Origin of the sequence: Nonomuraea sp. NPDC004580, from assembly GCF_040609855.1 — a bacterium.
Lineage (GTDB): Bacteria > Actinomycetota > Actinomycetes > Streptosporangiales > Streptosporangiaceae > Nonomuraea > Nonomuraea salmonea.
Genome location: NZ_JBEXLH010000041.1, coordinates 40,545 through 66,968 on the forward strand (window position 1 = coordinate 40,545; position 26,424 = coordinate 66,968).

The 26,424-nt window shown below is 71.5% G+C and carries 17 protein-coding genes; 8 read left to right on the top strand and 9 right to left on the bottom strand.

Annotated features, from left to right (window positions below):
- Window positions 1-2 precede the first annotated feature (2 nt).
- Complete coding sequence (locus tag ABZW11_RS32000; protein WP_355425189.1) at window positions 3-776, bottom strand: helix-turn-helix transcriptional regulator; 774 nt, start codon at window positions 774-776, stop codon at window positions 3-5.
- A 114-nt stretch (window positions 777-890) separates the two neighbouring features.
- On the opposite strand from ABZW11_RS32000, the gene ABZW11_RS32005 reads away from it, so the two are divergent.
- Window positions 891-1,964 carry a zinc-binding alcohol dehydrogenase family protein gene (locus ABZW11_RS32005; RefSeq protein ID WP_355425192.1) on the top strand — a complete coding sequence of 358 codons (1,074 nt, stop codon included), beginning with the start codon at window positions 891-893 and terminating at the stop codon, window positions 1,962-1,964.
- Here the strand turns inward: ABZW11_RS32005 and ABZW11_RS32010 are convergent.
- Entirely contained in the window at window positions 1,945-2,418 is a 474-nt protein-coding gene (locus tag ABZW11_RS32010) for a MarR family transcriptional regulator (protein WP_355425195.1), read from the bottom strand. The genes ABZW11_RS32005 and ABZW11_RS32010 overlap by 20 nt on opposite strands.
- 188 nt (window positions 2,419-2,606) lie before the next feature.
- On the opposite strand from ABZW11_RS32010, the gene ABZW11_RS32015 reads away from it, so the two are divergent.
- Window positions 2,607-4,460: a PHB depolymerase family esterase gene (locus tag ABZW11_RS32015; RefSeq protein WP_355425198.1), complete on the top strand. Its 1,854-nt coding sequence runs from the start codon at window positions 2,607-2,609 to the stop codon at window positions 4,458-4,460.
- Window positions 4,461-4,520: 60 nt separating this feature from the next.
- Here ABZW11_RS32015 and ABZW11_RS32020 read toward each other — a convergent pair whose 3' ends face one another.
- The 3 genes from ABZW11_RS32020 to ABZW11_RS32030 are packed head-to-tail and all read right to left on the bottom strand — an operon-like array spanning window position 4,521 to window position 6,797.
- The gene (locus ABZW11_RS32020) at window positions 4,521-4,940 is read right to left on the bottom strand and encodes a DUF6640 family protein (protein ID WP_355425201.1); all 420 of its coding nucleotides are present in this window, start codon (window positions 4,938-4,940) and stop codon (window positions 4,521-4,523) included.
- Complete coding sequence (locus tag ABZW11_RS32025; protein ID WP_355425203.1) at window positions 4,940-6,043, bottom strand: FAD-dependent monooxygenase; 1,104 nt, start codon at window positions 6,041-6,043, stop codon at window positions 4,940-4,942. Before ABZW11_RS32025 ends, ABZW11_RS32020 begins: the two co-directional genes overlap by 1 nt.
- A gap of 13 nt (window positions 6,044-6,056) precedes the next feature.
- Window positions 6,057-6,797 (bottom strand): siderophore-interacting protein, encoded by a 741-nt coding sequence (locus tag ABZW11_RS32030; RefSeq protein WP_355425205.1) that lies wholly within the window; start codon window positions 6,795-6,797, stop codon window positions 6,057-6,059.
- Window positions 6,798-6,987: 190 nt separating this feature from the next.
- On the opposite strand from ABZW11_RS32030, the gene ABZW11_RS32035 reads away from it, so the two are divergent.
- The gene (locus tag ABZW11_RS32035) at window positions 6,988-7,698 is read left to right on the top strand and encodes a TetR/AcrR family transcriptional regulator (RefSeq protein ID WP_355425208.1); all 711 of its coding nucleotides are present in this window, start codon (window positions 6,988-6,990) and stop codon (window positions 7,696-7,698) included.
- A 349-nt stretch (window positions 7,699-8,047) separates the two neighbouring features.
- Window positions 8,048-9,238, top strand: coding sequence for an FAD-dependent oxidoreductase (locus tag ABZW11_RS32040; RefSeq protein WP_355425211.1), 1,191 nt, complete (start codon window positions 8,048-8,050; stop codon window positions 9,236-9,238).
- A 43-nt stretch (window positions 9,239-9,281) separates the two neighbouring features.
- On the opposite strand, the gene ABZW11_RS32045 is transcribed toward ABZW11_RS32040, so the two are convergent.
- The 3 genes from ABZW11_RS32045 to ABZW11_RS32055 are packed head-to-tail and all read right to left on the bottom strand — an operon-like array spanning window position 9,282 to window position 15,030.
- Window positions 9,282-10,904 (bottom strand): ricin-type beta-trefoil lectin domain protein, encoded by a 1,623-nt coding sequence (locus ABZW11_RS32045; protein ID WP_355425214.1) that lies wholly within the window; start codon window positions 10,902-10,904, stop codon window positions 9,282-9,284.
- 20 nt (window positions 10,905-10,924) lie between these two features.
- Complete coding sequence (locus ABZW11_RS32050; protein ID WP_355425216.1) at window positions 10,925-12,283, bottom strand: glycoside hydrolase family 43 protein; 1,359 nt, start codon at window positions 12,281-12,283, stop codon at window positions 10,925-10,927.
- Between the two features lie 26 nt (window positions 12,284-12,309).
- The gene (locus ABZW11_RS32055) at window positions 12,310-15,030 is read right to left on the bottom strand and encodes a beta-L-arabinofuranosidase domain-containing protein (protein WP_355425219.1); all 2,721 of its coding nucleotides are present in this window, start codon (window positions 15,028-15,030) and stop codon (window positions 12,310-12,312) included.
- Window positions 15,031-15,651: 621 nt separating this feature from the next.
- Between ABZW11_RS32055 and ABZW11_RS32060 the strand changes: the two genes are divergently transcribed.
- Window positions 15,652-18,468 carry a glycoside hydrolase N-terminal domain-containing protein gene (locus tag ABZW11_RS32060; protein ID WP_355425222.1) on the top strand — a complete coding sequence of 939 codons (2,817 nt, stop codon included), beginning with the start codon at window positions 15,652-15,654 and terminating at the stop codon, window positions 18,466-18,468.
- Between the two features lie 17 nt (window positions 18,469-18,485).
- Here ABZW11_RS32060 and ABZW11_RS32065 read toward each other — a convergent pair whose 3' ends face one another.
- Complete coding sequence (locus tag ABZW11_RS32065; protein WP_355425225.1) at window positions 18,486-19,223, bottom strand: FCD domain-containing protein; 738 nt, start codon at window positions 19,221-19,223, stop codon at window positions 18,486-18,488.
- 211 nt (window positions 19,224-19,434) lie between these two features.
- On the opposite strand from ABZW11_RS32065, the gene ABZW11_RS32070 reads away from it, so the two are divergent.
- From ABZW11_RS32070 to ABZW11_RS32080, 3 genes are read left to right on the top strand one after another with little or no spacing between them, the layout of a single operon-like run.
- On the top strand, window positions 19,435-21,795 hold the full coding sequence (locus tag ABZW11_RS32070) for a ricin-type beta-trefoil lectin domain protein (RefSeq protein WP_355425228.1): 2,361 nt from the start codon (window positions 19,435-19,437) through the stop codon (window positions 21,793-21,795).
- Between the two features lie 33 nt (window positions 21,796-21,828).
- Window positions 21,829-24,639, top strand: coding sequence for a lectin (locus ABZW11_RS32075; protein WP_355425230.1), 2,811 nt, complete (start codon window positions 21,829-21,831; stop codon window positions 24,637-24,639).
- An 11-nt stretch (window positions 24,640-24,650) separates the two neighbouring features.
- Complete coding sequence (locus ABZW11_RS32080; RefSeq protein ID WP_355425232.1) at window positions 24,651-26,348, top strand: ThuA domain-containing protein; 1,698 nt, start codon at window positions 24,651-24,653, stop codon at window positions 26,346-26,348.
- Window positions 26,349-26,424 lie beyond the last annotated feature (76 nt).

The following is a 26,424-nucleotide window of genomic DNA, read 5'->3' on the forward strand; positions in this document are numbered from 1 at the left end:
GATCATTGAGATTCTCCGAACGGTGTGTAGACGGTCAGGCGGAGGCCGGGGTCCTCGTTGGTCTGGAAGGTCGCGTAGTCGAAGGCGCGGCCGTGCAGCACCTTGCCGCCCGCGCCGCCCCGCGCGACGTCGTGCCGCGTCCACCAGCGGCCGAACTCCGGGCAGCCGCGCCGCAGGCGGTCGGCCAGGGCGATGAAGGCGGCGTCGGGCGCCCACACATCGTAGGCGGCGCGGAACTGGGCGGTGGTGTGCCGCGCCTGCGCGGCCCATCCGGCGCCGAACACGTCGCGGGCCATCGGGGTGAGCAGCAGGTAGACCAGCACGTTGCGGTCGCCGGGCGGCAGCCGGTCGAGGCCGGTGAACAGCTCCTCGGCGGCGTCGTTGGCGGCCAGGACGTCCCAGCGGCGGCCGGTCAGGTAGGCGGGCCGGTCGAGGCTGTGCAGCAGGCGGAGCGAGCCCTCAGGGGCACGCTCCCTGGTGAACGCCGGCAGCGCGGGCCGGTGGGCCAGCGTGCGCAGGTGGGCGTGCTCGGTCTCGTCGAGGCAGAGCGCGCCGGCCAGGGCGTCGATGGTGGCGGGGGAGGGGCTGACGGCACGGCCCTGTTCGAGGCGTACGTACCAGTCGATGCCGATGCCCGCGCGCTCGGCGACGTCCTCGCGGCGCAGGCCGGGCGCGCGGCGGCGGCGACGCGGCGGCAGCCCGACCGCCTCAGGGGTCAGGCGCTCCCGACGCGAACGCAGGAAGTCGCCGAGCGCGCGGCCGGTGGGCTCGGGCATGATCGCCGCCTTTCCGCAGGGTGGTATCGGGCAATCCCAGGACGATACCGGTCCTGGTCACGACTCTGGCCGGGCGGCCAGGATGTGGTCGGTTCTGCGGAAAGGAGCATGATCATGAAGGCTGCCGTGCTGAAGGAGTTCGGGTCACCGCTGGCGGTGGAGCAGGTGGCGGATCCGGTGCTGGGCACCGGCGAGGTGGTGGTGGACGTCGTGGCGGCGCCGGTGCTGCCGTACGCGACGGAGGTGTTCAGCGGCGAGCGGCAGTACGCGCTGACGCTGCCGGTGACGCCCGGCGCGGGGGCGATCGGCCGGGTACGCGCGTGCGGCCCCGACGCCACCCGGCTCGCCCCGGGCGACTGGGTGCTGTGCGACCCGGCCATCCGCTCCCGCGACGACGTCCTGACCCCCGACATGACGTTGCAGGGGCTGAGCGCGCGCGGCGAGGGCGGGTTGTTCCTGCAGCGGCACTTCGGTCAGGGCTCGTTCGCCGAGCGCCTGCTGATCCCTACCGAGAACGCGGTGCCGCTCGGCCCCGTCGAGCCGGCCGACGCCGGGGTGTGGAGCGCGCTGACGCTGGCTCTCGTCCCGTACGGCGGGTTTCTCGCGGGCGGGCTGGAGCCGGGGGAGACGGTGCTGGTCAGCGGGGCGACCGGCAACTTCGGCGGCGCAGCGGTCGCCGTCGCGCTGGCCATGGGGGCCGCCCGCGTCGTCGCGCCAGGACGCGACGAGGGCGCGCTGGCCGAGCTGGTACGCCGCTTCGGCGACCGCGTCACCCCCGTACGGCTCACCGGGGAGGACGACACCGAGCGCATAATCACGGCGGCGGACGGCCCCGTGGACCTGGTGCTCGACATCCTGCCGCCCGCGGCGGGGCCGGCTCCCGTACGGGCCGCCGCCATGACCGTGCGCGAGGGCGGCAGGATCGTGCTCATGGGCGGCGTCGGCATGCTGGACGGCGCGGAGCTGGCGCTGCCGTACCGGTGGCTGATGCGCAACAACGTGACGGTGCGCGGGCAGTGGATGTACCGGCGCGACGCCCCGCTGCGGCTGGTCGCCCTGGCCCGCTCCGGCCTGCTCGACCTGCGTCAGTGGGAGGTCACCGCGTTCGCGCTCGACGACGCCGTGGAGGCGGTGACCCACGCCGCCGACGAGGCCGCACCCTTCCGGCTCACCGTGCTCCATCCCTGACCCGAAGGGCGCGGGCGCACGACGTGAGCGTCTCCGCGAGCGTCGCCCGGTCCTTGACGTCGATGTCGGCGAGCATGACCGCCTCGATCGCGTCCAGGGAGCGGTCGCAGCGGCGCAGCACGCGCAGGCCCTCGGGGGTGAGGCGGGTGCGCAACGCGCGGCCGCCCCGGGGATGCGGGTCGCGGCGGATCAGGCCGCGTTGTTCGAGGTCGCGGATGACCAGGTTCATCGCCTGCGGGGTGACGAAGGCGATGCGGGCCAGGTCGGCCGAGGACGGGGCGTCGCGCAGGCGCAGCTCACTGAGCGCCATGTACGCGGTCGTCGTCACGCCGTGCCGGGCCAGCGCCTCGTCCAGGCAGGCGCGGACGAGGCGCTCCAAGCGGAACACCAGATAGCTCACATGGGGCGGCGGCGGGTCCGGCGCGGCGGCCGAGGGGGTACCCGGATCGGTCACCAGGAGACGATATCGCGCTATGTCCGGCATGTAAGTTTCACGCCGTTATCAAGGTCCTTGATAACAAGCTACTTGATAACCAGCGGAAACGACCCATGGCCTGATGATCTTGAACGGGCCCGCATTGACGCTGCACCGCGGCCCTTTTACGGTCCAGCGAACGACACCATCGAGAGGAGGAACCGCGCATGACACGATTAACGAAGATGCTGGCCGGTGCCTGCGCGGCGGCGCTCTTCGCCGTCATGACCGTGGTGCTCGGCTCACCGGCCACCGCCGCCGCCCTGGTCGAGGTGACCGGCTTCGGCAGCAACCCGGGCAACATGCGCATGCACGTCTACGTACCGGACTCGCGCCCCGCCGCGCCGGCCGTCGTGGTCGCCATGCACGGCTGTGGCGGCTCAGGCCCCGGCTTCCACCAGAGCAGCGAGTTCGCCTCGCTGGCCGACCGCTACGGCTTCATCGTCATCTACCCGACCGCCACGCAGTCGGCGGGGTTCGGCAACTGCTTCGACACCTGGTCGGACGCGGCCAAGCGGCGCGGCGGCGGCAGCGACCCCGACTCGATCCTGTCGATGATCGGCTACGTCGAGCGGACCTACGGCGGAGACCGGAACCGCGTCTACGCCACCGGCAGCTCGTCCGGCGGCATGATGACCCAGCACATGCTCGCCGTCCACCCGGACGTGTTCAAGGCCGGCGCCTCCTTCATGGGCGTGCCGTTCAACTGCTTCGCCGGCGCCTCCGACTACCCGCCGGGCAGCAGCAGGTGCACCGGCGGCAGCATGGACCGCACGCCGCAGCAGTGGGGCGACGCGGTCCGCCAGGCGTACGCCGGCTTCTCCGGCGTCCGCCCGCGCATGCAGCTCTGGCACGGCACCGCCGACACCCTCGTGCCGTACTCGCTGCTGCGCGAGTCGGTCGAGCAGTGGACCAACGTGTTCGGGCTGAGCCAGACCCCGACCAGCACCGACACCCCGCAGGCAGGCTGGAACCGCAGCCGGTACGCCGGCTCGTCCGGCACCGTGCAGGTGGAGGCGTACAGCATCCAGGGCGCCGGCCACGCGCTGCCGCAAGGCGGCATGGCCCTGTACGCCATCCAGTTCTTCGGCCTGACCAGCGCGGCCGACACCACGCCGCCGACCACGCCGGGCACCCCCGTCGCGTCCGGCGTGACCGCCACCGGCGCCACGCTGACCTGGACGGCCTCCACCGACCAGGGCGGCTCCGGCCTGGCCGGTTACACCGTCTACCGCGAGCAGGGCGCCACCGACCAGCAGCTCGGCCAGTCCACCACGAACTCGATCACCCTCACCGGGCTGAGCGCCGGCACCCAGTATCAGGTGTACGTACGGGCGCGTGACGGCGCGGGCAACCTGTCGGGCAACTCCGCGACGGTCACCTTCACCACGACCTCCACGGGAGGCGACACGACGCCGCCGACCGCCCCGTCCGGTCTGGCCGCGTCGGGCACCACCGCGACCGGCACCACCCTGACCTGGACGGCCGCCACCGACGACACCGGCGTGACCGGCTACCGCGTCCTGCGCGCTCCCGGCGCGTCGGGCGGCACGTTCACCCAGGTCGGCACCTCGGCCGCCACCTCGTTCACCGACTCGGGCCTGACCGCGAACACCACGTACCGCTACCAGGTCCGCGCGTACGACGCCGCGGGCAACGTCTCCGAGGTCTCGAACACCGTCGAGATCACCACCGCTCAGGGCGGCACGAGCGGCGCGTGCTCGGCCGTCCCTGCCGTGCAGTCCCAATGGGGCACCGGGTACGTGATCCAGCCCCTGACCGTCACGAACACCGGCACCTCCACCATGACCGGCTGGACCGTCACGTTCACCCTGCCGGCCGGCCACACCCTGACCGGCTCGTGGAACGGCACCGTCTCCACCAGCGGCAGGACCGTCACCGTGCGGAACGTCGGACACAACGGCACGCTCGCGCCGGGAGCGAGCACCGGGAGCTTCGGCTTCCAGGCGACCCGGCCGAACGGCGACACCGCCCTGCCCTCCGGCTACACCTGCGCCTGACCACCGGCGGACACGCGCGCCGCTGAGCCCTCGGATCGGGGGCTCAGCACCGCCTGCCCGTCACGCGGCAGACCTCAGAACCTCCGCCGTGGCGACGAGCAGGGCCAGCAGCAGGACGATCGCCAGGAAAACCTGCCCGTGCAGGCCGAGAACGAAAACGGTCCGGCCGGCGAACTCCGGGTCGTACGTGGCGGTGCCGGGGAACAGCAGCGCGCCGACCATGCCCAGCCACGGCGTGGCCAGCACGGCGGCGGCCGGCACCAGCGTGGCCCGCCTTGGCCGCAGCGCGAGGACCAGCCCGATGAGACCGAGGAGCACGGTCATCACCATGTACTGGGCGTCGTGGAACTTGGCGTGCGGCGGCCAGGCCGGGTTGAAGGCGTGCTGCGCCGCCAGGTCGGGGATGACCAGGTCGGCCAGCACCGCGCCGGCCATGGTGACCACCGCGACGGCGATGATCAGAATCCGGGGGAGTCGCATCAGATCGTCCAGGTGTAGGCGGGGGTGAGCGAGCGGTCGAAGAGCGCGTACGGAAGGAGCGGAAGGACCGCGTCCCGCAGCGTGGTCAGCGGTGTGGAGGTCCAGTGCGCGGCGGCGCCGGCCTGGCGGGAACGCCTGGCGATCTGCTGGGTGCGGGGTCTGCGGGCGCTGTCGTAGGCCGCCAGCCCCGGCCGTACGCCGAGCGTGTCCACCGCGCGCGCCAGCGTGACCGCGTCCTCGAGCGCCTGGCAGGCGCCCTGCCCCAGGTTGGGGGTCATGGCGTGGGCCGCGTCGCCGAGCACGGCGACGTTCCCGCGCACGTAGGCGGGCAGGGCGGGCAGCTCGTACGTGTCGTGCTGCAGCACCGCCTCCTCCCGCGCGGAGCCGAGCAGCGCAGGGATGGGGTCGTGCCAGCCGGCGAAGCGCCCGCGCAGCTCGTCCAGGCCGATGCGGGAGCCGGCCGGGGCGTTGGCCATCGCGTAGCAGTAGACGCGGCCGTCGGGCATCCGCACGTACCCGAACCGCTCGCCGCTGCCCCACGTCTCGGCGCTCCCCTTGACGGGTTGCGGCGGCGCCAGGAAACGCCAGGTGGTGTAGCCGACGTAGCGCGGGCCGGGATGATCCGGCCAGAGCGAGCGCCGGGTCACGCTGTGCACGCCGTCGGCGCCGACCACGAGATCCGCGGTGGACGTGCCCTCGCTGTGGTGAACCGTGCCGTCGGGGTGCACGTGCCGTACGTCGATGCCGGGCCGCAGCGCCTCCGGCGGAACGGCGGCGCGCAGCAGGTCCACCAGGGCCGCCCGGTGCACGGTCACCCACGCGCCGAAGCGGCGCTTCAGGTCCTCGGCGTCGTTGCGTACCAGCCAGTCCCCGCGCCTACCGCGGATGCCGGCGGGCGGATCGGCGAGACCGCCCGCGCGCAGCCGCTCGCCCAGGCCGACGGCGTCCAGGGCGCGAAGACCGTTGGGCTGGATGGTCAGTCCGGCGCCCACCTCGGTGAACGCGGCGGCCCGTTCGAGCACCTCCACCTGCCGGCCGCGCCGGTGGAAGGCGACGGCCGTGGCGAGCCCGCCGATGCCGCCGCCCACGATGATCACTTTCATGGTGTCTCCTTGGCTAGTGCAGGCCGCGCTTGCCCGGGGCCCAGAAGGGTTTGACCTTGATGGACGTCCGTGGCCAGTTGCGTTCGCGGACGAGGAAGTCGCGGACGAGCTGGCACGTTCGCGCCTCGCCCGCCACATAGGCGGCGCCGGTGTTGCCCGGCAGGTCCAGCTCGGCGACGGCGTCGAGCAGCACCCGCGAGGCGACGGCCGGGGCGCCATGACGGTGGACGCGCCGCAACGGCCTCCCCGGCAGGGGCAAATCGTGCTCGGGGGCCTCGGCCTCCACGACGCCGTGCACCTCGGCCGCGTCTCCCAGCGCCCTGATCATCGGCCCGAAGGCGGCGCCGGCCGTCTCCTCGCCGATGAACAGGTGGAAGTCGGCCTCGCGGGTGAAGAAGTCGCCCTGCGGCCACCAGAACGTCACCCGGTCGCCCGGCCTGGCGTCCCTGGCCCACGCGAGGCCGATGCCGTCGCCCTCGTACAGGTGGACGCGCAGCTCGATCGCCCTCCTGCCGGGGGCGAGCTCCCAGATCGTGTACGTGCGCAGCGTCTCGCCGGGGCGCAGGATGCCCGACACCGACAGCGGGTCCTTGAGCTGGATCCTGATGTGCTGGCCGGGGGTGTAGGAGAAGGCGACGGGCTGGTCGGTCTCCAGCCTGATGCGCCGGATGGCCGGGTTGACCTGCTCGGCGACGGTGATCGTCGCGTCCATGGCGTACTTGCCGAACAGCCGGTCGCGCACCGTGCGAGCCATATCAGGACCCCTTCCGCCGCCGCAGGTGCGCGGACCTCGACATCCGCCACCACACGGCCGTGACAAGCACCGGCACCGCGAGAAGAACCCACCCCATCGAACGACTCCTTACTAGCTCTAAGTTTGTTTAGAGCCATTAAGGAAACATAGATGCCCTAAGATGTCAACGGCGACGACGAGAGAGGTGCTGATGTCCGCACAGACCGGCAGGCGCGAACGGTTGCGCAGGGCCACGCTGGAGGAGATTCACGCGGCGGCCCGCAAGCTCCTGGTCGAACAGGGATCGGCCGCGGTGACCATCAACGCCGTCGCCCGGCAGGTCGGCATGAGCGGCCCGGCCCTCTACCACTACTACGCGGGCCACGACGAGCTGATCGGAGCGGTGACCGCCGGCTTCTACCGCGAGCTGGCCGCCACCATGGAGCAGGCCCGCGACGCCCGCGTCGACGCGCCTGTCGGCGAGCGCCTGCTGGCCGTCTGCCGCGCCATGCGGACCTGGGCCGTCGCGCATCCCGCCGAGTTCGGCTGGATTTTCGCCAGCCCCATCGCCCCGCCGAACCGCCGCCCCGACTCAATGCGGTACGAGGCCGCCGTACGCTTCGAGCAGGTCTTCCTTGACCTGGTGGTCGAGCTGTGGGAGACCCGCCCGTTCCCGGTGCCCGACCCCGGCAGCCTGCCCGCCTCCCTGCGCGAGCAGCTCTCCGCGTACTCGGCCACCATCGAAGGACGCCTGCCCCTGGAGGCCGCCCACGTCTTCCTGTCCTGCTGGATCAGGCTGTACGGGCTGCTCTGCATGGAGGTCCTGCACCAGCTCGACTTCGCCTTCACCGACGCCGCGCCCCTCTACGAGGAATGCCTGCGCGACCTGGCCACCGCCCTCGCCATCGACTACCCGACCTGACATCCAGGACAGGGCAAGATCCGCGCCATGGACGATCCCACCGCCCAGACCACCGCCGGCCGCCATGGCCGCGCTGCCGCCGCCCGGGGTGTCCCGGTGGCCCTGGGCGACCTGCGTCACCCGCCGCTGGCCGCCGGCTCACTGGCCGGGCTGTGGTCGGCGTCCGCTGGTTCTTTCACCGCGACCCACAGCCCCTGCTCGCCGCCCTCGGAGATCCCTTCGGAGCTCCGATCAGGACGACGACGTCGCTCGACGTCCCACGTCCCGGGAGGAAGGTGACCGGTCTCACAGCGGGAGGTTGTCACGCGGGGAGCCGCTCGGCACGTCCGTGTGGCGGAGGTGCATGAGAATGACACGAGAAATCCCGACCATTGTCGTGCTCGGTGGCGGCTACACCGGCGTCATGAGCGCGGTCCGGCTGGCCCGCAGGAGCGCTGCCAAGGTGATCCTGGTCAATCCGATTGACCGTTTCACGGAGCGGCTGCGGTTGCATCAGCAGGCGGCCGGGCAGGAGCCGGCGGAGTATCGGATTCCGGAGCTGGTGAAGGGCAGTGGTGTCGAGTTCGTCCGCGGACGGGCCGTCCGCCTCGATCCGGAACGGCGTACGGTCCGCGTCGCGGGCCCAGGTGGTGAGCGGCAGCTGCGCTACGACTTCCTGGTGTACGCCCTCGGCGGCGTCACCGCCACCACCGTGCCGGGAGTCGACGCGCACGCCTGCACGCTGGACAGCGCGGCCACCGCGGCCGGGCTCGCCGCGCGGCTGTCCGAGCTGAGCCGCGGGGGTGGCGGCACGGTCGCGGTGGCCGGGTCCGGGCTCACCGGTGTCGAGGCGGCGGCCGAGATCGCGGAAAGCCACCCTGACCTGCGGGTGGTGCTGCTCGGCCGCGATGAGCCCGGCTCCATGATGGGGCCGAAGGCGCGCCGTCATCTGCGCCGTGCGCTGGACCGGCTCGGCGTGGACGTGCGCGCCGGGGTCCGGGTGACCAAGGTGCTGCCGGACGCGGTGGAGCTGGACGCAGGCGAGCTGATGCCGGTGGACGCGCTGCTGTGGACCGCCGGGGTGGTGGGCAACCCGCTGGCGCGGGAGGCGGGCCTGGAGGTGGACGGCGCCGGCCGGGTCGTGGTGGACGCGAGCCTCGCGTCGGTCTCGCACCCGACGGTGTACGCCGTGGGCGACGCCGCGGCCGTCCGGCAGCCCTGGGGGGAGATCCACGGCACGTGCCAGAGCGGCATCCCGACCGGCGTGCACGCCGCCGACGCCATCGCCCGCCGGCTGCGCGGCAGGAGGCCCAGGCCGTTCCGGTTCGGGTACCTGCATCAGCCCGTCAGCCTGGGCCGCCGCGACGCGGTCATCCAGTTCACCCGGCCCGACGACACGCCGGGCAGGTGGTTCCTCACGGGACGGGCGGCGGTGGCCTACAAGGAGGCGGTGACGTCGAGCCCGGCCAAGATCTACCGGGTGTCGCGGTGGCTGACCATCCCGGCCAGGATGCTGTCACGCACCGGCGCGCGGGCCGGCCGTCCGGTCGCAACCGGATGACCGGCCCGCTCGCCGCCCCAGATGGCGCCCCCAGATGGCGCCCCTAGATGCGGGACCAGCGCTGGTTGGCGCCGCCCGTGCAGGACCAGATCTGCAGCCGGCTGCCGTTCGCCGTGGCGTTGCCGGCGACGTCCAGGCACTTGTTCGCGCCGACGGCGGTGATGCTGCCGTCGGTGTTGAAGCGCCACCGCTGGTTGCTCTGGCCGTTGCAGTCCCAGATGATGACGCCGGTGCCGTCGGCGGTGCCGGCGTTGTCGACGTCCAGGCACTTGCTGCCGTAGACGCGCAGCTCACCGCTGGGGCTGGCGGTCCACTGCTGGTTGGGCTGCTGGTGGCAGTCCCAGATGATCACTGAGGTGCCGTTGGCCTGCGAGCCACCGTTCACGTCGAGGCAGCGGCCGGAGCCCACGCCCTGGATGCGGTTGGCGGGCAGGGCCGTGCCGCCGCTGACGCGGAAGACGGCGGTGCCGTGGGCGGGGACGCTCGCCGAGATGGTGCCGGTCGTCGTGGTGACGGCGTTCGTCCAGGCGTCACGCAGGGTGAACGGGCCGCCGGTCAGGCCGAGGGCGGCGGCGGTGGTGCTGACCGTGGTGGTGCCGCCGCCCTGGTTGAACAGCGCGACCGCGACGTCGCCGTTGCTGAGCCGCTTGGCCAGGACGCGGCGGGTGCCGTCGTTGCTCACCTGGGTGGCCTGGAGGCCGAGTGGGTCCTGGTTGATGGCGATGAGGTTCGCGTTCTTGAGGATCGTGGAGGTCGCCGCGTTCATGTTCCTGACGTCGTTCCCGGCGATCAGCGGGGCGGCCATGATCGCCCACAGGGCGAAGTGGCTGCGCATCTCGGTGTCGTTCATGCCGCCCCGGCCGACGACCATCATGTCGGGGTCGTTGAACTGGCCGGGCCGGGCGTAGCCCGCGAGCGGCACGTTCACGTTGACGATGTTCTGAATGCCCATCGGGTAGCCGTTGGTCTGCCCCGTGTTCCAGGCGTTGGTGATGTCCTCGGTGGTGCGCCAGATGTTGGCGACGTCGCCCCAGTTGCGCTGCGGGCCGGTCTTCTCGTGGATGCTGTTGGGGTTGATGCTGTAGAGGATCGGCCGGCCGGTGGCGGCCAGCGCGTCGCGCATCTTCGCGAACGTGCGCACCTGGTCGTCGATGCTGCCGGTGGGGGAGCACCAGTCGTACTTGAGGTAGTCGACGCCCCAGGCGGCGAACTGCCGGGCGTCCTGCTCCTCGTGGCCGAGGCTGCCGGTCGCGCCCGGGTAGCTGCCGAAGTACTGGGCGCAGGTCTTGTCCAGCGGCGCCTGGTAGAGGCCGAACTTGAGGTTCCTGGCGTGCAGGTAGTCGCCGAGCGCCTTCATGCCGCTGGGGAAGCGGGACAGGTTCGCCTGGAGGTTGCCCGCGGAGTCGCGGTTGGGGTCGAACCAGCAGTCGTCGACCACGACGTACTCGTAGCCGAGGTCGCGCATGCCGTTGCTGACCATCGCGTCGGCCGTCTGCTTGATCAGCGTCTCGTTGATGTTGCAGCCGAAGGTGTTCCAGGTGTTCCAGCCCATCGGCGGGGTGCGGCCGACGCCGTTGTCCAGCGCCTGCGCGGGCCCGGACGCGACGGCGCCCGCCGTCAGGCTCAGTAGCAGGGTCACGACGAGGGATAAGGACGTTCTTCGCATGTCACTCCTCACGAAACGTGTCACGTGAACCGCCACCAGTCGACGTTGAGCAGGTAGCCGCTGCCGCCGGTGAAGCGGAGGTAGAGGTCGCGCGTGCCGGTCGCCCCGGAGACCGGGCAGGTGACCGAGGTCCAGGCCTGCCAGCCGCCGGTGCCGCCGACTGTGCAGGTGCCGGCCAGGGCGCCGGTCGGGCTGCCCAGCCGCAGCTCGATGCGGCCGCCGCTGGTCGCCGATGCCACGCGGGCGGTGAAGGAGGAGGCGCCGCCGCCGAAGGTGACGCCTTTGACCTTGAGGTGGTCGCCGTTCTCGATGTAGCCGACGTTCATGCCGCCCGCGCTGGACGGCTCGGTCTCGACGCCGGACGCCCAGGCGATCGTCTCGGCCTCCTGGCGGACGTACGGGTCGAGCGTGCCGACCTGGGGCGGCCCCGCGGCGGTCATGTTGATCGTGGGGAACGTGCCGTCGCCGTTGTAGGTGAACTTCTCCACGGCCACCGACCTGGTGAAACCGCCCCCGCCCGGCAGAGCGCCATTGTGGTAGAAGAAGTACGAACCGCCCTTGTAGTCGATGATCCCGGCGTGGTTGGTGAAGCTGCCGCCCTGGCGCGGCATGATCGTTCCCCGGTACGTCCACGGGCCGGTGGGTCCCGGAGCCGTCGAATAGCCGATGAACTCCGAGCAGCACTCCGCGGCGAAGACGTTGTAGTACAGGCCGTTGCGCTTGAAGACCCAGGGGCCCTCCTCGTACAGGGTCGGGCGGCCGGCATTGCCCGTGCGGGTGCCGAAGCCCGCGGTGGTGAGCGGGATCTGGGTGGGGCCGCCGGAGTAGGAGATCATGTCCTGGTTCAGCCGGACGTACCAGAGGCGAGGGTTGCCCCAGTACAGGTAGGCCTGGCCGTCGTCGTCGATGAAGACGTTCGGGTCGATCTCGTTGTTGTTGACCAGCGGGCGGCCGATCGCGTCACGGAAGGGCCCGGTCGGGCTGTCGGCGACCGCGACGCCGATGGCCATCGAGCCGGTGGCGCGGTGGCGGACCGGGACGTACCAGTAGAAGCGGCCGTTGCGGTACGCGACGTGCCCGGCCCAGGCGTTGGCGTCGGCCCAGGCGAAGGTGGCCAGGCTCATGGGGGAGCCGTGGTCGGTCCAGTTGGCCATGTCCGTGGTGGAGTAGACGCGCCAGTCGCGCATGGTGAAGTACGTGGAGCCGTCCTCGTCGTGGCCGGTGTAGAGGTAGAGGCGGCCGTTGTGGACGAGGGGCGCGGGGTCGGCCGTGTAGATGGTCTGGACGATCGGGTTGTCGGCGCGGGCCGCCGACGGGACCACCACGGCCGCGAGCAGCAGGCTCACGACGCATAAGACGGTACGCAGGACGGATCTCACCAGAGGTCTCCTTCGGGGAACGCGGTTCACAGGAATCTCCAGAGGGTGCCGGACGCGCCGTCGTCGGCGAGCACGACCTGCGCGCCCTGCGCGGTGCCGGCGAGGCCGAGGACGCGTCCGCCGTTGGCGCACTGGATGCGGAAGGTGGCGCCCGACCCGTGGCGCAGCCGCCAGCGGTGGTCGGCGGTGCCGTTGTCGGCCCACTGCACGATCCGCGACCCGGCGGCGGTGCCCATGTTCTCCACGCCCAGCACCTTCTGGCTGTGGGAGTTGCGCAGCCGTAGCCAGCCGCCGCTGTCGATGATCGCCGTCCACAGGTGGTCGGCGGTGCCCGTGTCGCCCCACTGCAGGACGAGTGCGCCGTCGGCGGTGGACATGCCGGTGACGCCGAGCACCATCCCGGTGCTGACGTTCTGGATGCGCCGCGCCCCGTTCGGCACGAACCGCCACTGGTTGTCCCGGCTGCCGTTGTCGGAGTCCTGCACCGCCTGCGCGCCGTTGGCCGTCGAGCCGTTCCTGATCCCGAGCAGCTTGCCGCTGTGCGCGTTGCGGATCGTGACGGACCCGTCGCCGGCGTCGGTGATCGTCCAGCGGTGGTCGGCGGTGCCGTTGTCGCTCCACTGCAGCACCCGGGCGTCGTCGGCGGTGGACATGTTCTCGACGCCGAGCACCTTGCCGCTGTGCACGTTGCGCAAGCGCAGGGCGGCGCCGTCCACGATCGGGACCCAGTCGTGGTCGGCGGTGCCGCTGTCGGTCCACTGCAGCGCCAGGCCGCCGTCGGCGGTGGACATGTTCTGGATGCCGAGCACCAGCCCGCTGGCCGCGTTGACCAGCCGGAAACTCGCGCCGCCGCCTGCGCCGCCGCCGGTGTTCCAGTACACGACGTAGTTGTGGCCGTGGGCGTCGTGGAACGGCCCCAGCCGCACCGTCGCCCCGCCGGCCGAGGCGGTGAACGCCAGGGCGGAGGTGCTGGTCCGGGTGATCGAGGAGGGGTCCAGGACCGGCGCGGCCGTCAGGCTCGTGCTGCCGTAGTCGCCCGACAGCACGACCGGCCCGTAGGTGACGGCCTGCAGGCCGGGGTCGTCGTTGGCGGCCTTCATGACCACCCGCATGGGCAGCCGCACGGTCACGGTGTCGCCGGACGTCCATGACCGGGTGAGGTCGGCGTAGGAGCCCGGGGTGGTGGTGACGTCCTGCCGGGCGCCGTTGAGGCTGATCGTCGCGTCCTGGGTCCAAGCCGGGATGCGGATGCGCATCGTCCACGTGCCCGCCACCTCGCCGGTGACCCGTAACGACGTGGTGTCGCCCGCCGGGTACGAGGTCGTCTGGGTGACCGTGATGCCGCGCCGGCTCCAGTCGAGCGTGGAGGGGACGAACAGGTTCACGTACAGGGTGCTGCCGTCGTGGAAGTAGATCGAGTCCATCAGCTTGGTGTTGGTCTCGATCCCGGTGCCCTGGCAGCACCAGAACGAGGCGTAGTCCGTGCTCCAGGTGCCGCCGCCCCAGGCCGGGCCGACCCCGCGCCGCCCGCCGGGGTTGAGCGGGGTGAAGTAGGTGACGTGCCCGTGCGCGTCGGCCGGGTTCTGCTGCCCGATCAAATGGTTGAGCAGGGCGTTCTCGTAGTAGTCGAAGTAGTCGGCCCGGGACGGCGACAGCAGCCACAGCTCCCGCGTGAGCTTGAGCATGTTGTAGGTGTTGCACGCCTCGCCGGTGTCCCTGGTCAGGTGGGCGGCGATCGCGTTGGGCGCGCGGAAGTGCTCGGCCTGGCTGTTGGAGCCGTTCACGTACGTGTGCGCGGCGACCGTGAAGGTCCAGGCGTTGGCGGCGATGTCGCGGTAGCGGGTCGTGCCCGTCGCCTTGTACGCGCGGGCCGCCCCGACCCACTTGGGCACCTGGGTGTTGGCGTGCAGCCCGTTGAGCCGGTCCTGGCCCGCGGCCAGCGGGTCGAAGACGGCCGCGTGGTCGAAGCGCTGGGCCGTGGCCAGCCAGCGGGCCTCGCCGGTGAGCTGGTACAGGTCCGTCAGCACGGCGTTCATGCCGCCGAACTCGGTGCCGAGCATGGCCTGCGTCTGCGCGTACGACAGCCGCGACGTCCGTGCGTCCACCCACCCGGCCAGCGCCAGCAGCACGGTCCTGGCCTGGGTGTTCCCGGTCAGCCGCCAGACGTCGAGCAGCCCGGCCATGGTCTTGTGGATGCAGTAGTACGGGACGTTGCCGTTGTTGAGTGTGCGGTTCTCCACGGCCGTGATGTCGGACTCGGGGAAACCGGACAGGTAGCCGGCGGTGAAGCCGGCGGCGGCGTTGTTGGCCTGGCAGCGGGCCAGCTCGGCCACCATGTACGCGGCCTTGTCCCGGCAGACGGTGTCGCCGAGCACGGCGTGGGCGTGTGCCCACGCCGTCAGGAAGTGGCCCTGCATGTGGGAGCGGAAAGGGAAGCTGGGCGCGTCCCAGCCGCCGTTGGCCGCCGCGCCCCCGGTGGACAGCCGGTGGTTGGCACGGAAGACGTACAGGAGCCGGTCGACGTCGACGAAGCGCAGGTAGCTGAGCGTGCGGTTCTGGTTGTCGAGCCAGCGGCCCGAGGTCAGCCGGACCTCGCCGAGGTCGAACGCGTGGGCCGACACGCCGATGTCGGGCCTGGCCCAGGGGACTGCCGCCTGGGCGGGGGAGGCGCCGGCCACCTGGCCGGCGACCGAGAGCGCGGCGGTCGCGCCCGCGGCCTGGAGGAGCTGGCGACGGCTCAAGGACATACGGGACTCCTCGGCTTCGGATGTTAGCGTTAACAGCGTGACCGCCTGTTAGCGCTAACAATTGGGGGAGGGTGCGGGTCTCCTTCGGTGGGGGCGTTGTCGCGGAGTACATCCGACGGTCCGACCTGGCGTCAACGAGGGGGAGCCCCCTGCCGACCCGGGCGCTGGCGCGGGAATGCCATCTCGCCTGGAGTTTCGCCTCTGGGCGAGATCACGGCGCGGTGCCCGTGCCTGTGAAAGTTTCACAGAAGCAGCCGCTTGGCAAGCGGTAACGTGACAGAGATCCGATGTTAAGTTGCCGCGTGAAATCGCTCAGTCGGCCCTGCCGGTGAGCGGGCGCAGCACGCCATGAGGGCGGTGCCGCCGGATTAAGTTTCTCCCTGCCGACGGTTGACGAGCCGTGTCAGGGGCCTTTACGTTCCTCCAGAACCACCGATCACCACTACTTCACCGTCCCAGACGACCGGACCTGAGCCGTACCAGGGCGGCAGCGCTCCCGCGCCGGACGCCGGCGCGAGCGTGCCCGCAGGCAGCGCCCGGATGGCCGGTCCACGCTCCCGCACGCCCGCGACCCGCAAGGGAACGAGAAGCGAGATGTCCGACCTATCGCGAAGGCAAGTCTTGAGATTCGGCGCGGCCGGTGCCGGAGCCGCGATGCTGCCGCTGTCCTGGACGGCCACCGCCCGAGCCGCCTCGGCGCCACCTCCGGAGGTGCGCGCCGCGAACGACCTGGCCCTCTGGTACGACGAGAGCGCCGGCACCGACTGGCTGCGCGCCCTGCCGATCGGCAACGGCCGTCTGGGCGCCATGGTGTTCGGCAACACCGACACCGAGCGGCTGCAGCTCAACGAGGACACCGTCTGGGCCGGTGGCCCCTACGACCAGAGCAACCCCCGAGGGGCCGCTGCGCTGGGGCAGATCAGGCAACTGGTCTTCCAGAACCAGTGGGGCCAGGCCCAGGCCCTGATCGACCAGACCATGCTCGGCTCCCCGGCCGGCCAGCTCGCGTACCAGACCGTGGGCGACCTGCGCCTCGCCTTCGGCGGCAGCGGCGGCGTCTCGGAGTACCAGCGCCACCTCGACCTCACCACGGCCACCACCGCCGTCTCTTACGTGCGGAGCGGCGTACGGTACACGCGCGAGGCGTTCGCCAGCGCCCCCGACCAGGTGATCGCCCTCCGCCTGACCGCCGACAGGCCGGGCTCGATCACGTTCTCCGCGACGTTCGACAGTCCCCAGCGGGCGACGCGCACCAGCACGGACGGCGCCACCGTGGCGCTCGACGGCGTCTCCGGCGACATGGAGGGCGTGCCGGGCTCGGTCAAGTTCCGCGCCCTGGCCAGGGCCGTCGCCGAGGGCGGCAGCGTCACCAGCTCGGGTGGCACGCTGCAGGTCCGCGGCGCCGACAGCGTGACCCTGCTGATCTCCATCGGCTCCGGCTACGTGAGCTTCCGCGACGTCGGCGGCGACCACCAGGGCATCGCCCGGCGCCATCTCGACGCCGCGGCCGGGCGGACGTACGACGAGCTGCGCGGCCGGCACGTCGCCGACTACCAGCGGCTGTTCGGGCGCACCACCCTCGACCTCGGCCGCACCTCCGCCGCCGACCAGCCGACCGACGTGCGGATCGCGCAGTACGCGAGCACCGACGACCCGCAGTTCGCCACACTGCTCTTCCAGTACGGCCGCTACCTGCTGATCTCCTCCTCCAGGCCGGGCACCCAACCGGCCAACCTGCAGGGCATCTGGAACGACTCGCTGACCCCGGCGTGGGACTCCAAATACACCATCAACGCCAACCTGCCGATGAACTACTGGCCGGCCGACACCACGAACCTCGCCGAATGCTACGAACCGGTCTTCGAGATGATCGACGACCTCACGGTCACCGGCGCCCGCACGGCCCAGGTCCAGTACGGCGCCGGCGGCTGGGTGACCCACCACAACACCGACGCCTGGCGCGGGACATCGGTCGTGGACGGCGCGTTCTGGGGCATGTGGCAGACCGGCGGCGCCTGGCTGGCCACCCTCATCTGGGACCACTACACCTTCACCGGCGACAAGGAGTTCCTTGAGCGGCACTATCCGGCCGTGAAGGGCGCCGCGCAGTTCTTCCTCGACACCCTCGTCCGCGAGCCGAACCTCGGCCACCTCGTCACGAACCCGTCGAACTCCCCGGAGCTCGCCCACCACGCCGACGCCAGCGTCTGTGCGGGCCCCACGATGGACAACCAGATCCTGCGCGACCTGTTCGACGGCTGCGCCAAGGCCGCGCAGGAGCTCGGCACCGACGCCGGCTTCAGGACGCGCGTCCTCGCCGCCCGCGACCAGCTGCCGCCGATGAAGATCGGCTCACGCGGCAACATCCAGGAATGGCTGTACGACTGGATCGAGCCCGAGAGAGCCCACCGGCACGTCTCCCACCTGTACGGCCTGCACCCCAGCAACCAGATCACCAAGCGCGGCACCCCGTCGCTGCACTCCGCCGCCCGGCGGACCCTGGAGCTGCGCGGCGACGACGGCACCGGCTGGTCACTCGCCTGGAAGATCAACTACTGGGCGCGCCTGGAGGAGGGCGGCCGGGCCCACCAACTGCTCGGCCTCCTCGTCCGTACGGACCGGCTCGCGCCGAACATGTTCGACCTGCATCCCCCGTTCCAGATCGACGGCAACTTCGGCGCCACGTCCGGCATCGCCGAGATGCTGCTGCAGAGCCACGCCGGCGAGCTGCACGTGCTGCCCGCCCTGCCGCCGGCCTGGCAGAACGGTGAGGTGCGGGGCCTGCGGGGCCGCGGCGGCCACACCGTGGGCGTGACCTGGCGGTCCGGCGCGGCCACCGAGGTCCTCGTCGGCTTCGACCGCGACGCGACGGTGAACGTCCGCAGCCGCTCGTTCGCCGGCACCCTCCAGGTGACCGACACCACGACCGGCGGCACCGTCACCGTCACGAAGCCGGAGCCGGACGTCATCACCCTGACCGGCCAGGCGGGCCGCACCTGTCGCGTCACGGTGACCGCCGCGCCCGTGACCTATGTCCGCATCGCCAACGCCACCACCGGCCTCGTCCTGGACAGCGGCGGCAACGTCCCCTCCGGCTCGGTGGTCAAGCAGTGGTCCTACGACGGCAGCACCAATCTGCAGTGGCGGCTCATCGACCTGGGCGGCGGCTGGTACCGCATCGTCAACCGCACCAACGGCATGGTCATCGACAGCCGTGGCGACGCCGCCAACGGCGCGAATCCGCGGCAGGCGCCCTGGAACGGCGGCGCCGCCCAGCAGTGGCGCCTCAACGCGGTGTCCGGCGGCCGTCACCAGATCATCAACCGGAGCACGGGGACCGCTCTCGACGGCATGGGCAACGCCACCGTCGGCTCCGCCGTGGGGATGTGGGCTCCGAACGGCAGCACCAACAACCAGTGGACCATCACCCCGCTGTGACCCCCGGCCGGGCGAGCTCAGCGGGAGGAGAACAGGCGCTGCTGGATCTCCCTGCGGTAGTCGTCGAGCGTGTTGTCGATGTGGGCGGCCGCGGCCTGCGCGGCCGCCTCGGGATCGCCGGCGCGGATGGCCTGGCAGATCGCGTCGTGCTCCTCGACGGCCTTCGCGGCGTGCCCGCCCACCGAGCCGCGCAGGCCGATCAGGCTCGACTGCGCCTGCAGCCGGCGCGCCTCGCGCACGGCGACCTGCAGGAACATGTTGTGCGACGCGGCGGCGACGGCGGCGTGGAAGGCGTCGTCGCCCTCATTGAACAGCTCCTCGCGCCCCGTCTCGAAGCCCTCGCGGCACCGGCCGGCCGCCTCTTCGACGGCCCGCAGCTCGGCGGGGGTGGCCCGGCGGGCGGCCAGCCGGCTGGTCTCCATCTCCTGCGCCCGGCGGAACTCGAACAGGCTGTAGACGTGGTCGAGGTCGGTCGGCAGGAAGAAGGAGCCCCAGCGGCCGGTGCCGAGCATGCCCTCGTCGTCGGCCACGTACAGGCCGCGGCCCTTCTGGGCGCGTACGCGGCCGAGCGCGGAGAGGATCTTCACCGCCTCGCGCACCACGGTCCGGCTGGTGCCCAGCCGGCCGGCCAGCTCGTGCTCGGTCGGCATGCGGTCGCCCGGGCGCAGGCCGAGCCGGACGATCAGCTCCAGCACCTGCTCGGCCGCCACCTCGTAGCCCGGCCGGTATCCGCTCTCGCGGGGGGTGTCGGTCACCGTGCTCCTTCCTCGCCGCTCCTGCCTGAGTATGACCGATGCCGGATAAGTACGACACATATGAAACGTTCATCGAAGGGTCGGCGAAGTCCTCGCAGGTGAACACACCAGAGCTGAACGGCCGGCGTGAATAGGCCCGCTTAGTTTCTTGACGGGTCACCGAGATCCGCAGGTAATGAGTGGGCGCCCCTACCCCCCGAAGGAACGAACCGTGCCCTTACCCTCGCCGAGGCTCCCCCTGATCGGCCTCCTCATCGCGGCGTTCGCCCTCATCGCCCCCGCCCCTGCGGCACTCGCCGACACCACGACCCTGTACGCCGCCCCCGCCGGCACCGGCACCGCCTGCACCTCCGCCCAGCCGTGCTCGCTGGCCGCGGCCCAGGAGGCGGTCAGGGAGCGGGCCGCCGGCATGTCAGGCGACATCGTCGTGGAGCTGGCCGGCGGCGTGTACCGGCTGTCCGCGCCGCTCCGGCTGACCGCCGCCGACTCCGGCGCCAACGGCCACACCGTCAGGTGGCAGGCCGCCGAGGGCGCCGTCCCGGTCATCAGCGGAGCCCGCCCGGTCACCGGCTGGACACTGGCGGACCCCGGCAGGAACATCTGGCGCGCCGCCGTCGCCGCCGGGAGCGACACCCGGCAGCTGTACGTGGACGGCGCGCTCGCCACCCGGGCCCGCACCGCCGTCAACCGCTCCGACTTCACCGCGAGCAGCGCCGGGATGAGGTTCACCAGCAGCGCGCTCGGCTACCTGAACAACCTCGCCGACCCGGGCAGGGTCGAGATGGAGAGCGTCGGCTCCTTCACCGACCGGTACGCGCCGGTGCAGAGCATCAGCGGCAACCTCATCACGATGCGGCAGCCCGCCTGGGGCAACAACAACTTCGGCTACGACACCTTCACCAGCCCGCACCGGGCGGGACCGCTCTACCTGGTCAACGCCTACGAGTTCCTCGACACGCCGGGGGAGTGGCACCTGAACCCCGCGACCGGCGCCCTGTCCTACATCCCGCTCCCCGGGCAGGACATGGCCGAGGTGAGCGTGGAGCTGCCGGTGCTGCAGTCGCTGGTGCACGTCGGCGGCACCTACGGCGCGCCCGCGCACCACATCACGTTCAGCGGAATCACCTTCACCGGCACGAGCTGGCTCGGACCGGGCAGGGACCAGGGCTACGTGGACCAGCAGACCGGCGCCTACATCGCCGGCGACTGGAACCGGCCCGCCTTCAGCGCCTGCCACCAGGGCTGCCGCGAGTTCGAGGCGACCCGGCCGCATTGGTTCCAGTCGCCCGCCGCCGTCCAGGTCTCCGCCGCGAACACCATCACCTTCACCGGCTCGCGCTTCGTCAACCTGGGACAGACGGCCATCGGCATCGGCAACGACGCCAACGCCCACGCCAGCGGGGTCGGCCTGGGCGCCTCCGACATCACGGTCACCCGCTCGGAGATCGCCCACAGCGCGGCAGGCGGCATCGTGGCCGGTGGTGTCCGCGCCGACGCCCACCACCCGAGCGACCAGCGGATGGTCAACAGGAACATCACCGTCAGCCACAACCGCATCCACGACCTCGGCCTCGACCACCGGGGCATCGTCTCGGTCCTGACCACGTACGTCACCGGCACCGACGTCTCCCACAACGAGGTCTACAACCTGCCCTACACCGGCATGTCCATCGGATACGGCTGGGGCGCCAACGAGCCGGGCGGCAGCGACCACTACGCCCAGCGCGGCCTGTACGACTTCCAGCCCCGCTACACCACGCCCACCACCGCGTCGGGCAACCGGCTCGTCGGCAACTACGTGCACGACGTCATGCGGCAGATGACCGACGGCGGCTGCATCTACACGCTGTCGTGGAACCCGGGCGCGGTGATCAGCGGCAACCACTGCCGGCGGACGAACGGCTGGTTCGGCATCTACTTCGACGAGGGCTCCCGGTACTACACGGTCAGGAACAACGTCCTGGCCGACACCGGCACCTGGGCCACCGCCAACTACTGGTACGGCGAGAACATGGGCAACTTCACCGTCACCGGCAACTGGTCGACCAACGGCAGCACCAACGTCACCAACGGCGACCGCGGCAACGTGGTGAACACCAACGTCACCGTCACCAACGGCGCCTGGCCGTCCGGAGCCCAGGCCGTGATGGCCGCCGCCGGCCCGGAAGGCTCGGACGGCTCGGGCGGCGCGACCGCGCTGCGCGGCGCGGGCTCGAACCGCTGCCTGGACGTCAACAGCGCCTCGCAGGCCAACGGCGCGCCGGTGCAGATCTGGGACTGCAACGGCCAGCCGAACCAGCGGTGGACCGCCACTCCCAGCGGCGAGCTGCAGGTCTATGGCGGGAAATGCCTGGACGTGAACGGCGCCGGCACGGCCGACGGCACCGCGGTGATCATCTGGGACTGCAACGGCCAGACCAACCAGAAGTGGCGTCTGAACGCCGACGGCACGATCACCGCCGTCGGCGCGAACAAGTGCCTGGACGTCAGCGGTCACGGCACCGCCAACGGCAGCAAGGTGCACATCTGGACCTGCCACGGCGGCACCAACCAGCAGTGGTCCCGAGCCTGACACCATCCCCGACGTGCCGCAGGAGAGAACACCATGTCCCGACACCCGTGGCTCACGCTGCTGACCACGCTGGCGCTCATCACCCCCGCAGCGCTCACACTCGGCGCCACCCCGGCCGCCGCCGACATCCCGGCCTCCGACTACCAGCAGGTGTCCCTCGCCTCGGGCGGCTCCGAGCTGGGCGAGGCGATGTCCCTGGCCGTGCTGCCTAACCGGTCGGTGGTGCACACGGCACGCGACGGCACGGTACGCCTCACCGACGCCGCAGGCACCACGAAGGTGGCCGGCCGGCTCAACGTCTACACCCACGACGAGGAGGGCCTGCAGGGCGTCGCGGCCGACCCCGGCTTCGCCTCCAACCGGCACATCTGGCTCTACTACTCGCCGCGGCTCAACACCCCCGGCGGCGACGCGCCGAGCACGGGCACGCAGTCCCAGTTCGACCAGTGGAAGGGCGAGCTGCACCTGTCCCGCTTCACCCTCAAGGCGGACGACACCCTCGACCTGAGCAGCGAGAAGGTGGTCCTGCGGGTGCCGAACGACCGCGGCCAGTGCTGCCACGTGGGCGGCGACATCGACTTCGACGCCGCCGGCAACCTCTACCTCACCACCGGAGACGACACCAACCCGTTCGAGTCGGGCGGCTACTCCCCGCTGGACGAGCGCACCAACCGCAACCCGCAGTACGACGCCCAGCGTTCCGCCGCCAACACCAACGACCTGCGCGGCAAGCTGCTGCGCATCACCCCGCAGCCCGACGGGAGCTACACCATCCCCGACGGCAACATGTTCCCGCCGGGCACCGCGAGGACCCGGCCGGAGATCTACGCGATGGGCTTCCGCAACCCGTTCAGGATGAGCGTGGACAAGGCGACCGGCGTCGTCTACCTCGGCGACTACGGGCCCGACGCCGGCGTCACCAACTCCGGCCGCGGGCCCAGCGGGCAGGTGGAGTTCAACCGCGTCACCGGCCCCGGCAACTACGGATGGCCGTACTGCACGGGCACGAACACCACCACCGAGACCTACAACGCGTGGAACTTCGCCACCAACAGCACCGGCCCGAAGTACAACTGCGCGGGCGGGCCGACGAACGACTCCTTCCGCAACACCGGCCTGACCACGCTGCCCCCTGCGCAACCCGCCTGGATCCGGTACGCGGGCGACGCCGGCAGCCCGCCCGAGTTCGGCTCCGGCGCGGAGTCGCCCATGGGCGGGCCGGTCTACCGCTACGACCCCGCTCTGAACTCGGCCGTCAAGTTCCCCTCGTCGCTCGACGGGCGCTTCTTCGCCGGTGAGTACGGCCGCCGCTGGATCAAGGCGATCGAGGTCGAGCAGGACGGCGGGTACGGCGAGATCGCCGCCTTCCCCTGGTCGGGAACGCAGGTCATGGACATGGCCTTCGGCCCCGACGGCGCCCTGTACGTCCTCGACTACGGCACCGGCGCCAACAACCAGGCCCTCTACCGCATCGAGTACATCGGCGACGCCGACCGCAACCCGATCGCCAAGGCGTCCGCCGACAAGACGTCAGGGCCGGCGCCGCTCACGGTGGCCTTCTCCTCGGCGGGCAGCTCCGACCCGGAGGGCGGCGCGCTGAGGTACGCGTGGGACTTCGGCGACGGCGCTACCTCCACCGCGGCGAACCCGACCAGGACCTACACCACGGAGGGCACCTACACGGTGACGCTCACGGTCCGCGACCCGCAGGGGCTGACCGGCACGGCGAGCGTGATCGTGACCGTCGGCAACACCGCGCCCAGCGTCACCCTCACCACCCCGGCCGACGGGCGGCTGTTCTCCTTCGGCGACACCGTGCCCTTCCAGGTCACCGTGAGCGACCCCGAGGACGGCACGATCGACTGCGACGAGGTCACCGTCGCCTACCTCCTCGGCCACGACAGCCACCGGCACCAGATCACCTCGACGACCGGCTGCACGGGCTCCATCGCGGTGCCCGTGGACGGCGAGCACGACGCCGCGGCCAACATCTACGGGGTCTTCGAGGCGTCGTACACCGACGGTGGCGGCCTCACCTCCACCAGTGCCCGCACCTTGCAGCCGCGGCACCGCCAGGCGGAGCACTTCGGCGCCCAGCAGGGCATCCAGACGGCCGAGCACGCCACCGCGGAAGGCGGAGTGACGGCCGGCTTCATCGACGACGGCGACTGGATCTCCTTCCAGCCGTACCAGCTCGCGGGCGCGACGCTGTTCACCGCCCGCGTGTCCTCGGCGGGCGCGGGCGGCAGGATCGAGGTGCGGGCCGGCTCGGCGACGGGCACGCTGCTCGGCACCGCGACCGTGACGAGCACCGGCGGCTGGGACACCTTCACCGACGTCTCGGCCGCACTCAGCGGCGCGCCGGCCGGGACCACGACGCTCTCCCTCGTCTTCCGCGGCCCGACAGGGCAGGGCTACCTGTTCGACGTGGACGCCTTCACCCTGTCCGCCGGCGATTCCGGCGCCACGAGCGCGTTGCGCGGCGCGGCGTCGAACCGCTGCCTCGACGTGGACGGCGCCTCGCAGGCCAACGGCGCGCCGGTGCAGATCTGGGACTGCAACGGCCAGCCGAACCAGCGGTGGACCGCTACCTCCAGCGGCGAGCTGCGGGTCTACGGCGGCAAGTGCCTGGACGTGAACGGCGCCGGCACGGCCGACGGCACCGCGGTGATCATCTGGGACTGCAACGGCCAGAACAACCAGAAGTGGCGCATGAACGCCGACGGCACGATCACCGCCGTGGGAGCGAACAAGTGCCTGGACGTCGCCGCCACCGCGGGCGGCACCAAGGCGCGCATCTGGACCTGCGGCGGAGGAAACAACCAGCGCTGGACCCGCGTCTGAAAGGAACTCCCATGCTGCGTCAACCGACCCCCTTGCTGAAACGCCTGTCGGCCGCGGCGGTGGCGATCACCGCGGCGGCGGCGATGGCCGTGCACGCCGTCCCGGCCGAGGCCGCCGCCTTCAAGGTGCTCGTCTTCTCCAAGACGGCCGGCTTCCGGCACGACGCCATCCCCGCCGGCATCCAGGCCATCCGCGACCTCGGCGGCGCGGGCGACTTCGACGTGGACGCCACCGAGGACTCCGGCGCCTTCACCACCGGCAACCTGGCCCAGTACCAGGCGGTCGTCTTCCTCAGCACCACCGGCGACGTGCTCAACGGCAGCCAGCAGGCCGCCTTCGAGGCGTACGTGAACGGCGGAGGCGGCTACGTCGGGGTGCACGCGGCGGCGGACACCGAGTACAACTGGCCCTACTACGGGCAGCTGATGGGCGCCTGGTTCAGCAGCCACCCGGCCATCCAGCAGGCCACCGTCCGCAACGAGGACCGGGCGCACGCCGCGACCGCGCACCTCGGGCCGGCCTGGACCCGCACCGACGAGTGGTACAACTACCGCACCAACCCCCGGCAGAACGTCCGGGTGCTGCAGAGCCTCGACGAGAGCAGCTACAGCGGCGGCAGCATGGGCGACCACCCGATCACGTGGTGCCGCACGCAGTCGTCCGGCCGCGCGTTCTACACCGGCCTCGGGCACACCCAGGAGTCGTACGCCGACCCGGCCTTCCGCGCGCTGCTGCTCGGCGGCATCCGGTACGCGGCCGGAGCCGTCAACGCCGACTGCCGCCCCGAGACCGGCTACACGGCCCTCTACAACGGCTCCACCGCGGGCTGGTCGCAGGCCGGCCCCGGCTCCTTCACCAGCGGCGACGCCACGCTGACCTCCCAGGGCGGCATGGGCATGCTGTGGTACGACGCCAAGCAGTTCGGCTCCTACTCGCTCAAGCTCGACTGGAAGCTGACCGGCGACTCCAACTCCGGCGTGATCATCGGATTCCCGGCGACCACCGACCCGGCCACGGCGCTCGACACCGGCTACGAGGTGCAGATCGACGCGACCGACGCCGCCGACAGGACGACCGGGGCCGTCTACGGCTTCCAGGCCGCCGACCTCGCCGCCCGCGACGCCGCGCTCAACCCGCCGGGCCAGTGGAACACCTACGAGCTGCTGGTCGAGGGCGAGCGGCTGCAGGTCTTCCTCAACGGCACCAAGATCAACGACTTCACCAACACCGACCCGGCCCGCTCGCTCCAGCAGGGCCACATCGGCATCCAGAACCACGGCCCCGGCGACGTCGTGTCCTTCCGCAACATCCGCGTCAAGGAACTGACCGGCGCCCCGGGCGGCGCGACCGCGCTGCGCGGCGTGGGCTCGAACCGCTGCCTGGACGCCGGCGCCACGCAGATGCAGATCTGGGACTGCAACGGCCAGGCGAACCAGCAGTGGACCCCGACGGCCGCGGGCGAGCTGCGGGTGCACGGCAACCGGTGCCTGGACGTCAACGGCGGCGGCACGGCCGACGGTGCGGCGGTCATCACCTGGAGCTGCAACGGCCAGAACAACCAGAAGTGGCGTCTGAACGCCGACGGCACGATCACCGCCGTCGGCGCGAACAAGTGCCTGGACGTCAGCGGTCACGGCACCGCCAACGGCAGCAAGGTGCACATCTGGTCCTGCCACGGCGGCACCAACCAGCGCTGGACCCGCACCTGAGGCGGTCCAGGCCACCATCCGGCGTCCCCGTCAGGAGGAGCATGAGGACACGATCCACCGCCCGCACGACGAGGCA

Coding starts and splice junctions, on each gene's coding strand:
- ABZW11_RS32000 (WP_355425189.1), bottom strand. CDS start 776: ATGCCCGAGCCCACCGGCCGCGCGCTCGGCGACTTCCTGCGTTCGCGT.
- ABZW11_RS32005 (WP_355425192.1), top strand. CDS start 891: ATGAAGGCTGCCGTGCTGAAGGAGTTCGGGTCACCGCTGGCGGTGGAG.
- ABZW11_RS32015 (WP_355425198.1), top strand. CDS start 2,607: ATGACACGATTAACGAAGATGCTGGCCGGTGCCTGCGCGGCGGCGCTC.
- ABZW11_RS32020 (WP_355425201.1), bottom strand. CDS start 4,940: ATGCGACTCCCCCGGATTCTGATCATCGCCGTCGCGGTGGTCACCATG.
- ABZW11_RS32025 (WP_355425203.1), bottom strand. CDS start 6,043: ATGAAAGTGATCATCGTGGGCGGCGGCATCGGCGGGCTCGCCACGGCC.
- ABZW11_RS32030 (WP_355425205.1), bottom strand. CDS start 6,797: ATGGCTCGCACGGTGCGCGACCGGCTGTTCGGCAAGTACGCCATGGAC.
- ABZW11_RS32035 (WP_355425208.1), top strand. CDS start 6,988: ATGTCCGCACAGACCGGCAGGCGCGAACGGTTGCGCAGGGCCACGCTG.
- ABZW11_RS32040 (WP_355425211.1), top strand. CDS start 8,048: ATGACACGAGAAATCCCGACCATTGTCGTGCTCGGTGGCGGCTACACC.
- ABZW11_RS32045 (WP_355425214.1), bottom strand. CDS start 10,904: ATGCGAAGAACGTCCTTATCCCTCGTCGTGACCCTGCTACTGAGCCTG.
- ABZW11_RS32055 (WP_355425219.1), bottom strand. CDS start 15,030: ATGTCCTTGAGCCGTCGCCAGCTCCTCCAGGCCGCGGGCGCGACCGCC.
- ABZW11_RS32075 (WP_355425230.1), top strand. CDS start 21,829: ATGTCCCGACACCCGTGGCTCACGCTGCTGACCACGCTGGCGCTCATC.
- ABZW11_RS32080 (WP_355425232.1), top strand. CDS start 24,651: ATGCTGCGTCAACCGACCCCCTTGCTGAAACGCCTGTCGGCCGCGGCG.